The organism is Pirellulaceae bacterium, assembly GCA_029243025.1.
Taxonomy (GTDB): domain Bacteria; phylum Planctomycetota; class Planctomycetia; order Pirellulales; family Pirellulaceae.
This window is the reverse complement of sequence record JAQWSU010000006.1, coordinates 524,844-537,182: the sequence shown is the minus strand read 5'-3', so window position 1 is coordinate 537,182 and position 12,339 is coordinate 524,844. Positions and strand designations below refer to the sequence as shown.

Below are 12,339 nucleotides of genomic sequence, written 5' to 3'. Positions count from 1 at the left end.
GTTACCGTTCAAGAAATCGCGGATCGCGGAATCCGGTTGGCTCTGACCGAACTCGGATATCTGAAGTAGCCAAACCCGAAATCCCGAGACGCATAAAACCGCATGTGCGTTGCGGTACTTGGCTCGGCTGCTGTCGATCGGGCGGCTACGGATCCATGCGCTAGTTTGCCCACAGATTCCCGATTTCGCCCGCCACGGTTTTTTCGTTTGTGAATGGTAGGACGAAGTCATGCCTATTCCCTCGCTCGACGGGAGTCAGATTTCGAATCCGCAAACCGATGTACTTCGACGCCGGCGCTCTCTAGTTTCAAGCGAATCAAATCCGCATCGATCAGAGTCGTTATCGCTTCGCGGACATGAGGACGAAGATGCGGCCAGGCGGTCGCGATCTCTCTCATAGGGGCTTCTTCCAGTGCAGAATTGCTTCGATCTTGCATTTGCTTGTTCCTCCGTCAGATGACGTTCAAAAGAGTCGACGCTCGACTTGGTTTCCGTAGACAGTCCAACCCGTATTTGGTTGCTCCACGCGACCGTAGAGTTCCAAGTACGGGCCGGGACTTACTTGTTCGATGAGTTGGCGAAACGCGAATGGCTTGCGGCTGTGGATGGTCCGAGGTGCTTCGAGCCAACTTGGAATATCATTCCGACCAAACGGCAGCTTGCCTCGAATCCCGAGCAGACAGAATTCGTGAGACACGCGCCAATAATTACCCATGCCGATGGTCGGCTTCACCCAGACCATGCAGGATTTGAACTCGAACCCCCAAGCCCGCATGACCCTAAACGCCGATTCGAGAAAGGCGTTGGTTGTCCAGAGATGGAGATGAGCGTTGTCCCCAACGAGCTCGCTCACGGGCTCGTTGCAGATTTCCTCGACGGTCATGGTTGAGTAGTGATTCTCGGCCGCGGCGCGAGAAGCAGTATTCTCGTAACGCCAAGGTGGATCGGCGAGAATGGTCTTGAAGCGGTGACCTCTTTGCTGCAAATCGTCAAGACAACGCGCGATCGATGGCTGCGGCCCTCGGACTGCCTCCGTTGCTGGCCCCGTTTCAATCGCAGCCGGACTGTTGAGCAGTTGCTCATTCATCGCAATCCCCTCCATTCGAAGCCCTGGACTCAGAGCGATCCCAGGGAGGTGCGAGATGGACCGGAGCCAATGCAGGTGCGTCACACCGTGGACACCGATCTATGCGACGGCGGGAAAACCACTTGGCGGTGCAGCTCGAGCAGGATGCATACAGCCACTGAGAAGACGACTCCCTGACCGTGTGGTCGGAAGAATCGAGCAGGGGAACCTTAGCGGTGCGGTGGGGGCTCGTGCTCATTTTGAGCCTCCCTCAGCATCAAGATCGCCGACGGTGCCAGCGACCAGAGTGAGGATTGCCTCACGAATGTGAGGCGGAAGATGGGGCCAAGCAGTCGCTACTTGGTCGAGGTCCGGCGGCCGAACAACGCCAGAATCCGCCAAAGAACAACATTCACAGCCAATCTCGTGCTGTCCAAAATGCTGTTCGGCTTTTTCCTGATTTTCGCAAGTCGTTACTGAATCACGACTTGCAAAGTGGAGGCGGCGGGGATCGAACCCGCGTCCCGCGATGTTTCCATGACAGCTTCTACGTGTGTAGTCGGCTCTTTGGGGTTTCGCCCGACTGACCCCTGTCGACCGGGTTCATGTCGGACTAGACGAGAACAGGGTTTTAACTCAGAGCGTGCTCGACATGACTCTGAGCGGTCCGGATTTGGCAACCGGTTTTTGGGACTCTCCGGCTAAATCCCGCAACCGGAGCCACCTATGTTAGGCGGCCAGTGAGAAGTTACCTTCTGCACATAAAAATTGTGATCAGCTTTTAACGTGGCCAACTGATCAACCACGACACGCCACTCCCACTTCATGCCACCCGGTCGAATCCAAATTCGCCCCCAATGACTTCGTGGTCGATCTCGAGTCATCGTCGAGATCTCAGCTTCTTTACTCTATTGTAGACGAAAGCCGCAGCCAAGGGGTTCGCTTTTTCAAGCGAAAAAGGCTCAGGAAACGCAATTAGGAGGGCAACCAGCCCAACACCAAACAAATCGCGACCACAATCGCCAACCCCACTCGATAATAACCAAACAGCTGCATGCCGTGCCGCTTTAAGTAATTCACCATCCATTTCACCGCAATGACGGCAGATACCCAGGCTGCAATCGAACCCACGATCATCGGCCACCAACCATAGGCCTCAACCATCACCGGCCCGGCATCCTTCGCTTTGTAAACGGTGGCTGCCAACAGCGTCAGAACGCCCAATAAGAAACTGAACTCAACCGCCGCCGTCAGACTCAGCCCAACCATCACACCGCCGACAATGGTCACCAAGCTGCGACTCGTCCCGGGCCACATCGCGATACATTGAATCGTGCCGATTGCTAACGCCATCTTCCAACTGAGATTCTCGAGCGGTAATTCCTTGGCTTCACCTCGATGGCCCCGACGCCACCAGGCGACTGCCAAAATCGCTACGCCGCCGACAAACCACGCAAACACGATCGGCCACAAGCCAAACAGCATCGCTTCGATCATATCGTCGAACAACAAGCCAATCACCGCAGCTGGCAAAAACGCCACAATAATATTGACCGCCAATTGAAATCCGTGCCCGTCCGATTCACGCCCGGTCAATTTGCAGCCGATTCCGATCAACATGTCACGAATCCGACGCCAATAAAGTCCCACGACGGCGATGATGGCACCGGCTTGAATGCAGACGGCGTATGAGTCGGACGCTTCGGTCTGTTCAATCCCCAACATGCGTTGGGTCAGAATTAAATGTCCGGTGGAACTGACAGGGAGATACTCCGTGAATCCCTCGACAATCCCTAACACAATTGCTTCCCACCAATTCATCGCTGTCCTTTTCTCTGCTCTGGATTAACCACAAATGATCGTGCGGCGACGCAGCTAAAGCTTAGTTGACGATCGACTGCTTGCAGCCAGCGAACCAGAAACTTCGCCGAACAGTTCTGTTACACCGATCTTGCAGATTGCTCCGACGCGGGGAGGTAGCGAATGTCCCCTAGGAACAGATAGATAAGTCTGACATAATGCGTAGTTCACAAGGGAATGGTGGAAATCGATAAATAATTCACTGCTTCGCCGAGGACTACGGAGAGAAACTGAGAATGTATAAGAGTCTAAATGCTGAGTCGCTGGGAATCTCTGCCCGCCCAAATGAGCTAATCGAATTGGCTTTGACCTACAAATATGGCGGTCTTGATCTCAACGTCGCAGCATGGAGCGACGCAACACTGACAAGAGGACGTGACCAGACCGTCCGGTTCCTCCAAAGTGCAAATATTCGTATTGGCGGGTTTGAACTACCCGTCCGGTGGACTGCGGCAGATGCAGAATATCAACAAGATTTGGCCACATTGAAAGAGATTGCTGCGACAACCGCGTCACTGGGAGCAACCCATTGCACGGCAATCGTTCCCCCCTATTGTGAGCAGCGCGCCTACCACGAAGATTTCGAATTTCATCGCGAAAGATTCACAGAAATCGCCGAGATCCTCAAAGAATCCGGCATCCGACTGGGACTCGGTTTCTTGGCTCCGATCGCAAGTCGAGCCGCCTATGAAACACAGTTCATTACCACCCACGAAACACTCTTGGCACTCGTGCAAACGATCGTGAGTGACAACGTTGGCATCTGTTTGGACCTGTGGCACTGGCACGTCAGTGGCGCTACCCTTGAGACGATTAAACAGCTGTCTCCCGAGCAGATCACCTGTGTAAGAATCGCTGATGTTCCCACGGATGTGTCCATGGACTCAATCACCGAGCAACAACGATTAATCCCCGGTTCAACCGGAATCGTGCCTGCTGCCGAGACGCTGCAGTGGCTTTGCGAGACGGATTACGAAGGCCCGATCACAGCCTATTGTCATGCTGACCAGTTCAGCGGGGTACCTCGGATCAAGGCAGTCGCCCAGGTTGCAAAAGCGCTCGACAATCTACTCGCACCGGCACCCGAATGCTCGGAGGAAGAAGTCGAGTCTGCTGCTGCCGCTCAATAAGCAAGTGGCCGGATTCTTTTTTTGCTCAATCCGTGGTTTGAGAACGACTCACCACGGATTTTTCTTTGCAACAAAATCATTTTGTCACGAATGCTTGCAAGAAAGCTGACAATCCACCTGGCTCTCGCGGGCGACCGCTCGAATCCATTTATGAAAACGGTCGGTCTCGTTCTACCCCCGACTCCTCTTTCGATTCGATCTCCTTTTCCGACAGAAATTTCTGTCTCAGGACATTAAGCATTGGCGGCGCTTCAATGAAAAATTCCCACGGCGGCGCGATACAGCTAGCGTGTTTGATCCAGCAAATTTCGCTTAAAAGACGGATCCAAAGGACGCTTCCTGTTTTCGCCAAACCAGTGAAACCTTGGCCTGATAGAACATCAGCGGCAATAACAGACAGAGCATCGCAAGACACCACTGCGCCGGCGTTCTCAACTGCTGTTCATCAATGAGTTCCAAGCGAGTCACCCAGACCGAATCCCACTTTGCAAAGGAAAACAAGGCTAAGCCTGACGCGTAGATGCACGCTAACGTCAACGAGAGCAGGGCCGAGGCACGCGCGCTAAACCAAGTTGGCAGCTGAACGAAATAAATGGCGTACATCAACTGGGTAACCGCGAAAAACAACAACAAATAAATCCAGCGATCCCAAGTAGGCGGTGCTGATTCGGCTGGATTAAACCAGCGTTTCAACACAGGGGTGAGCGAAACCAACATCACCACAAGACTCGCGAGCACCATCCAAAAGACGATCCAAATCCGATCGAGTTCAATTTCGGCAAGAACCTCCTGTCGATAGGAGCCAAGCGAATTCGTCCGCGACTGGTTTGACAGCCGGCTACCGACCACGGGCGGTGGTAACGGGGGTGCTTTTGGTGGCCTCACTTTGCGCTTCGACATGATTTCAACCATCGGATGGGTTAGAAACAAACCCTCAGTCTTTCAACGACCCTCGGTCATGTCAATTGAATCGCATCACGCAGTGCGTGCGATCGCAAAAAAAGGCGATAACGTGGTGTTATCGCCCTTGGAGAACTAATTTTCTTGAGGCTGGATTAGTCAGCGTAAATCCGGGTTCCTTCTTCTTTAATGACAGGTCGTGTCATATCATCGCTCGACATTTGCACACGAAAACGATGGTCACCGGGCTCGGTTCCTTCGACGCTTATCCGAAAGATCGCTTCGCCTTGCGGTGTCAATCGACCCATGGGCTCAAAGAAAACCTTCTGACCCTGCACCTGTTCTTTGGTGGGCCCTTCGGCGCCGACAGGTTTCATACCATCTGGGACAAGAGCCACGATTCGCACATTCGAGGCTGCTTTTGAACCTTGATTTACCACTTTGATTTCATAGGTAGTTCTTCCACCGACCTCAATCGGATCGACCTGATCAGCCAAGCCGAAGAACAGTGCAGCGATTCCCTCGACAGCAATCGCGTGATCGTCGGTGGCTTGCAGTCCGGTCTTGGATTTCCCCTCGGCACGGATTTCATACTGCCCCATCTCGACTGGTCGAGCGGTGAATTGAGCTTGTCCCATTTCGCCGGCAGGCAATTTTTCCAAGCTCCAAACCACGGCGTGACGACTCTGATCGTAGTAACCAGAATTGTTGGTGCTGACGAACTTCAATCCGCTCGGCAATTTCGCCAAAACTTCGACACCATGAGCTGTTGAGGTACCTGGGTTCTTAACCGCCACGCTGAACGTTGCTTGACGATCAAGATATCGTTTTTGCGGACCATCAACCACGACTTCCAATTTTGGCGCGACCACTGCCAATTCCACGCTACTGGTCGCTTCTAATCCGCCGCGAGCCCGAGCCATGATCGTGTTGAGAACCGGACCCGCTTGAGACGCCTTGAGTGTCAATTCTAGATTCCGCGTCTGACCTGGCTGAATGGTTCCGACTTCATATTCCAATTTACTTCCAGATGAATGTGACAATCCGGAAGGCACGTCTTCTTCCAAAACAACCTCGGTTGCCGCTCCTGAACCTGGATTTGAAAGCTTGATGGAAAACCGTACTGTCTCGCCCAACAAAGCTTCTCGCGGACCTGTTTGCTCAAGTACTAATTCAGGCTTGGTCGCATTGGAGCGTGCAGCGGCGGATGCTTGGAAAGCAACCGTGGCAACACTTCCAACTTGCCCTTCTTCGGTCGGCATCAACTCAACCGTTACAACAACGTCTTCACCAGGTCTCACCGAACCGATTTCCCAGTAGATCGCGCCATTCGTGACACTCGTGGCTTTCGGGTTCGAGTCAACATATTTGGTCCCAAGGGGAATCTCATCTCGAATTAAAACACTCTCAGCCGCAATCTGCCCGGTGTTTCGAACACGAATTTCAAACTTGGTTGGTTGGCCAACTTGAATTTCTGCCGGTGCAGATTTTTCAATGGTAAGTGCCGGCGACTGAGGTCCTTCCAAAGTTTGCGGACCGGGTTTTCCAGTTGGTGGACTTGAAATCCGATTGGCCACGTCAAGGCGACCCTGTTCCGGCTGATCAAAAGCAACGCTACTCGGTTGAGCGGAAGACGCGATCGGTTCGATTGGCGTCAACGGTTGATCGATTGACGTACCATACTCCAATTGCGACTGATCATTGGCCGAAGGAGCCAACCCTTCGTTCGGAAGAGGCGCCGACCCGGCATCGTAGGGCTGCAAAGCGGCCGCAGCAGCGGGTAGCGGATCAAGCGTCGGCTCCTCGGTCACCGAGGCGGCAGCGGGTAAAGGTACCGCATCGACTGGAGCGGCGACGTCGGTCGGAGGGGCTTGTGACTCACCTGATTGCTCAGGCAGTGGATCGAAGCCCGGATCTAATTCAGTATCCGCCGGCAGGACGGGCTCAAGCTGTTGTGAAGTGTCTGTCGCTGCATTAGCTTGCTGTGTGTCATTCGTGTCTTGATCGTAAGCACCCTGATCGTAAGCACCCTGATCGTAGGCGCCCTGATCGTAGGCGGAAGTCGTATCGACCGCCTCGGTTCCGGCAACAGGCAATGTCAGTCCTGCATCGGGTTCATCATCAAGAGCGGGCAACCCGGTATCCGATTCGTCAATGGGATCGGCTGCCAGATCAGATGGGAGTTCGGTCGATTGCCAGTCGGCCGGCTCGGTATCGATCGGTTTCAGGTCCGTTTCTGCGGGCGGCAATTCGCCCTCGTGATTGACCTGCTTTGTCGTTGTCGAATCCTGCTCAGGATTCTGCTTCAACGGCATCGGCGTTGCGTTTTCAAACGAAATCGCAGCAGGTTCGGGCAAGGAATCCTTCCCCTTGCCTTTTTGAGCCTGTGCAATCGCTATCGCGCCGAAAACGACGACTGCTGCGAGCACAAACAAACGAAGGTAAACACGTCGGACCGACTTATTGATTTCTTTCATTTTTCCAGTCAACATTGACCAGCCACCTTTGCTGACAAGGGTGCTCGATGGTGCGATCCTGACGCCAAAACAACGTCCGATCACGACGAGTACGAATCCAGGGGTGGCGTAGTTACCAAATCAAAAGGTCTTGCGAAAGATCAATCCGCCGTCGGTCGAGGATTTCGCTGAAATTTACCTCGCTAGCTGTCTCAAAAAGCCATCAACCCTAATCAGGATCGCTAAAATCGCTAGGACGGGTAGTCGGTTTTACAGTCAAACAGTTCTCATCGGACAAATCGGGAGTCGCTTCGAAAACGCGGGACACGACCGCAGATTTTTGGCCTATATAAATAAGAGAACCACTTTGCGGTCCTAGATCAGGACAACACCCACGTTTCCAGCCAAATCGATGAGCGGGCTCCATGTTATTTTTCCTCTCCATTCGATCGCTCAGCTTTTTGCTGATTTGCTTGTTAGTCAGCAACATTGCTTCTTTGTTGGCCGCGCCTTTTTACTATTTTCCCGCACGCAGCGAGCTCAAGAGGGCCACGACTCAAACGAGAGTCACGACCAATGCAATGACGGCAACTACCGATCAAACCGATCGCTTGTCCTTGCCCCGAATCATGCACGATAACTCTCCCAGCGGCGAGGATACAAGCGAGCCGTCAGGGCCGGGTTGGTCCGAATTGCTAACGGACCCAAGCGAATCATCCTTAGCGAATATTCCCAAGCCAAACCGACCGCTTTGGTTGGAGAGCACCTTCGACTTCGAATCATCCAGCAAGCGGGTTCTCAATACCGTCGGCAGAGGCCTAGCCAAAAATCCCGTCAGGCTCCCCCAACGGATTGCGAACGTCGCGAAGTATTTGACGCCTGATGAGATGCCCACCATCACTGCACTGGCAGAGGAAGCGCCGACAAAACCGCTCGAAACGGCTGTGCCGACGCTGCCCAATGCAAATTCGTCCGGTGACGATCCGAGCTGGGATCAGATCAGCTTGTTCAATCCCGCCTCAAACAGTCTTGAAGTTGCTTTTCTACTCGACGAAAAGGTGCACACCTTAACGCCCGGTTCCGAGCTGATCGAAAAACGAAGCGATTTAACCATTCGCTTCGATCGGGGCGGCGGACAGGGTCTTTTCCGGAAACGGCTGCCAGCTGGTAAATATCGATTCACCGTTTCAGCTTCCGGTTGGATTCTCGAGCCAATGCAAGCTGTCGATTGACGGCGGATTGGACAGGCCCTGCAAGGGAAAAACTCGACAGCTCAGCCGACCGACATGTCGTCGAGTGACTTTTCTCCGACAAGCTATCGAGAGCTCCATTGGCGATCGTTTTTCTGACGTAGTTCTTGGATCAGCCGCGTGGTCCCCGCATCCTTGATGCTCTCGAAGGAGACTCCTCTGATCGTCGTTGGAACGGGCGGCTCTTGAGCAATCCTTTGCCATACATAGAGGGTGGGCAAGTTGGCAGACGCCCTCGTCAACGGTTCCGACACTGACTTCCGCTGCACTCGCGCCGATGTTGGGAACAGCGGGACATCGTTTTTCGGCAACTCCTTCACCGGCGGCAAATTGGGAATCGTACCGGGCTCCGGTGGAATTTTCCGCTCAACAGGTTTGACAGGCGCAGTGTCCTTTAAATCAGGCGTGGCCTTCAAGTCAGACGGTAAGCGCTGCGCGGGGTCGATGGAATCCGCAGCGGGCGGAGCCTTGGGGGGTACGATCACAATCGGCTTGTTTTTTTCTTTCGTTTGATCGCGTTGCTGCTCCAACACCGTTTGTGGCCGGGGAGTCACCAGCGCCTTCGGAAGCCGCGGTGGTGTAGTCACCCGCGGTGGTGTAGTCACCCGCGGTGAAGCAGGTCGATCGCGAGCGGTGCAACCTGCCGCCCCACAATCGCAACCGGGTTGACAACGACTCTGACGACCCAAGTGGTTCAACAGCCCGTGATGACGTTTACCCCCTGGGACGCGTACTTTTCTTTCATCACAATAGTTCTGCCAGAGCCCCAACGAATAGTCATAATCGGAACAATCGCCGGAGTGGAACGAGGGCTCACAAGACCGATCAGGAAAGTGGTCAGCTCGGACGAATCGACTCGCGTGATGGTCCACAACCTGGGATTGAACGGGCACTTTACCGGCCAAGAAGATGACAAGTATGCCGAGGCCAATCTTTTGTGCCGTTAGGAATCGACGCCTTTGTGGGTGATTACAGTCCCAGACCAACTTTGAACCTCGCTTGCTCTGCACGAGCAGCTGTTCGGACTGAATTAGACCTTGCTCACGGGGTTTTGGCTCATCCCGTTTTGAGTCATTCGGATCTAACATCTTTGATAACCTCTCGAAACCGCTGCATGCATTCGTCACATAGTTGCTATTATCGGAACCAAACAGGCAACAAGCATGATTGAGTTTTCCAATACAGATCGAACGATCCAGGAATGCAATCGCAACAACCGCTACTGTCGTTATTCGATTACGAACCAGCCTTGACCGATCCAAGCACTAGAGTCGTCACAATAAGAATCCGAACGAAGTGGCTACTCGGAACGATTTAGGCGGAAACCGCGGGATCACCATCGTTTTCGACCCGCGATCCTTACCAAAAACACCCAATCAAACCCCCGCTTTTGGGACGGATCGTGGGTGCGAGTCCTGTTCAGCGCATGGTCCTCACCGACCCCAACCGGCGGATTGGAGAATCCGGCAAGTTTAACGGAGGCCAAACAGATCGCCGCCCCGCTGCTTTCGTAGTCGGCTCAATCGGTTGGTGAGGCGGAAATATTTGAAGGCACAGAAGAGGCCGCCCAGCGTGGCTGCGACTGAGACACAGTAGGCGATTGAATGGATTGAATGGGACATCACAATCAACGCAATCGATAACAGAAACAGGCTGGCAGCGAGGATCAGATATAAATAGATCGATGAATATAGCTGTTTGGTCTCAAAGGAGTTCAGATGACCGGTAGCAGAGATGTTAGCAGCCTCACGCAATCGTTCTAGATCTGCCTCCATTACGATCGGTCTTTGCGGTTTTCGCACCTGCGTGGAGACGATTGACTCTTCGCTCACTGCAACAGATCGATCGGCCTCGCAGAACGATTCGAGTTCTGGCTGTGGGTCATCAAGCGGATCATGAATCGGATCAGGGCTGAGCAGCGAGGCTTCACCTTGATTTTGATCGCCACCGTTCATCCGAGCGATGAGTTGGTTGACGTATTGCGCTGCTTCCGAGCATTCATCTCGACTGTCACCGCTGTCTGATGATATCACACCGCTATCGTCGTCAGAGATTTTTGCAAATTGTTCTTCGATTCGTCGTGATTTCGAATTCATCGGTATTCTAGTGCCTCTCTTCCTGAAGCTAGTTCTTCCAGGATTCTACGGTTCGCGTCAGTTTCTGGAGTTCCAAAAACTCCCGAGAATCCGCGGGAAAAAAGACGGGGTCCTCCGTGGCGACGGCACGGGCTTCGAAGAGTCGCTGTGTTAACATGACCATGGTGGCGTCAATGGAAGCAAATGGGGCCACACGTTGGCGATCGATCTCATCGAGCGCCTGGTAATAAAGTTGTGACAGTCGACGGGCGACGAGCATGCTTTCGAACTGATCGACCAACGGTCGTAAACGTTCTACGTCCCAAAGTCCGCTTATTGCCAGTTCACTTTCGATTTCAGACAAACGCAGATTCGACGCCCGAATTCTTGCAGCAAGCACAGAGAGATCCACTGGACTTTCGTTCACTGAGGATGCCACGACAATTTTCGTTGACGGAGTAGGGCGGTGATCAGCGTAGGAAAAAGGATCGGTTGGTGCAGCAGATAACGCGTCAAACAGCGATTCCGGTACATCAACGGGTGAGTCCGCTCGGTGTTGAGGCAGAGGTGATGGTCCCGGAATGGAAAATTTTCCTGCCGTTTGCTTCGACAGCCGGCCCACCGTCGATGATTCCTGCAACGGATCCTCGCGCCGCTTCAAGAGATCGCCCGTGGCATCCGTCAGACTCGTCTGCGGCAAAGGTTGATTTGGTTTTTCGGTAAGACGGCTCCCGTCGTCAGGAGTGGTGGCTTCCACTGCAGACAATACGGGCGTTTGTTGAGGATCCTCGACCCACTGCGGCTGCCGTTCAATGGTCCATGCTGTATCGACTTTTGCGGGAGGCAAGGAATTTGCTGGAGTCGAAAAATCCTCCAGCTTCCGACTTCTCCGCCGGGGAGATTGAGTCGTTCTGGGAACACGTCGTATGTTGTGCTCTTCAACCGGTCTTTTCGCGGGCTTGTTGGCGGGCTCTTCAACCGGTCTTTTCGCGGGCTCGTTGGCGGGCTCTTCAACCGGTCTTTTCGCGGGCTCGTTGGCGGGCTCTTCAACCGGTCTTTTCGCGGGCTCGTTGGCGGGCGTTTTCACAGCATCAGCCTCCACCGAAGGGCTGCGATCCTCGACGGTCGCCAGCGGATAGCGAGGCAAGGGGGTGCCTGCGCCAGACTTTGTTGCCTGAGATGCTTGGGTAAACCAATCAACCAGCAGGTCGGCTTGATCCTTCGGTTCCCCCCACAACTCCCACTGTTGCAAGATCCGATTACCGATACGTACGCGACGATCATATTCGAGTCGATCCGCACGGAAAGTCGCAAACACTTGCATGCGATAGCGTCGCGCAGCACGCTTGACGGCTTCTTGCTGCTCAAATGCATCCAGCGACTGCCAACCGCCTGACACACCTAGCATCATCACGAAGGCCAAGATGAAATATACGGATACTTGCCTGCCTAACTGACCTCGCATGAAACCCTATGCTGGATGCGGAACGATCGCCACGAGACCTCGTCCTAGAAGTTTTCTGGTCTAAAAGCCTACGTTAGACGGCGAGCGCGGCAAATGAGATGGCAAAAAAAAAGCTCTCCACCGATCTGCGCGTCAGG

10 protein-coding genes and 1 other RNA gene are annotated in these 12,339 nt (G+C 53.7%); 2 read left to right on the top strand and 9 right to left on the bottom strand.

The genetic code is table 11. From position 1 onward, the window contains the following. The 4 genes from P8N76_04035 to P8N76_04020 form a co-directional block, all read right to left on the bottom strand. On the bottom strand, window positions 1–231 hold a 231-nt coding region (locus tag P8N76_04035), incomplete at its 3' end, for a hypothetical protein (GenBank protein ID MDG2380820.1). Between the two features lie 232 nt (window positions 232–463). Further along, the gene (locus P8N76_04030; protein MDG2380819.1) at window positions 464–1,087 is read right to left on the bottom strand and encodes an MT-A70 family methyltransferase; all 624 of its coding nucleotides are present in this window, start codon (window positions 1,085–1,087) and stop codon (window positions 464–466) included. Between the two features lie 472 nt (window positions 1,088–1,559). After that, window positions 1,560–1,922: a transfer-messenger RNA gene (gene ssrA, locus P8N76_04025) on the bottom strand. Window positions 1,923–2,041: 119 nt separating this feature from the next. Continuing rightward, window positions 2,042–2,887, bottom strand: a complete 846-nt coding sequence (locus tag P8N76_04020) for an undecaprenyl-diphosphate phosphatase (GenBank protein ID MDG2380818.1) — start codon at window positions 2,885–2,887, stop codon at window positions 2,042–2,044. A gap of 275 nt (window positions 2,888–3,162) precedes the next feature. On the opposite strand from P8N76_04020, the gene P8N76_04015 reads away from it, so the two are divergent. Beyond that, window positions 3,163–4,056, top strand: coding sequence for a TIM barrel protein (locus P8N76_04015; protein ID MDG2380817.1), 894 nt, complete (start codon window positions 3,163–3,165; stop codon window positions 4,054–4,056). Between the two features lie 312 nt (window positions 4,057–4,368). Here P8N76_04015 and P8N76_04010 read toward each other — a convergent pair whose 3' ends face one another. Both P8N76_04010 and P8N76_04005 read right to left on the bottom strand, forming a co-directional pair. Then, entirely contained in the window at window positions 4,369–4,956 is a 588-nt protein-coding gene (locus P8N76_04010) for a hypothetical protein (GenBank protein ID MDG2380816.1), read from the bottom strand. Between the two features lie 155 nt (window positions 4,957–5,111). Continuing rightward, window positions 5,112–7,448, bottom strand: coding sequence for a hypothetical protein (locus tag P8N76_04005; GenBank protein MDG2380815.1), 2,337 nt, complete (start codon window positions 7,446–7,448; stop codon window positions 5,112–5,114). Between the two features lie 389 nt (window positions 7,449–7,837). Between P8N76_04005 and P8N76_04000 the strand changes: the two genes are divergently transcribed. Then, window positions 7,838–8,644 (top strand): hypothetical protein, encoded by an 807-nt coding sequence (locus P8N76_04000; protein ID MDG2380814.1) that lies wholly within the window; start codon window positions 7,838–7,840, stop codon window positions 8,642–8,644. A gap of 83 nt (window positions 8,645–8,727) precedes the next feature. Here the strand turns inward: P8N76_04000 and P8N76_03995 are convergent, their stop codons facing one another. The 3 genes from P8N76_03995 to P8N76_03985 form a co-directional block, all read right to left on the bottom strand. Beyond that, window positions 8,728–9,750, bottom strand: a complete 1,023-nt coding sequence (locus tag P8N76_03995; protein ID MDG2380813.1) for a hypothetical protein — start codon at window positions 9,748–9,750, stop codon at window positions 8,728–8,730. Window positions 9,751–10,134: 384 nt separating this feature from the next. Further along, window positions 10,135–10,758, bottom strand: coding sequence for a hypothetical protein (locus P8N76_03990; GenBank protein MDG2380812.1), 624 nt, complete (start codon window positions 10,756–10,758; stop codon window positions 10,135–10,137). 28 nt (window positions 10,759–10,786) lie between these two features. Further along, window positions 10,787–12,202, bottom strand: a complete 1,416-nt coding sequence (locus P8N76_03985; GenBank protein MDG2380811.1) for a hypothetical protein — start codon at window positions 12,200–12,202, stop codon at window positions 10,787–10,789. Window positions 12,203–12,339 lie beyond the last annotated feature (137 nt).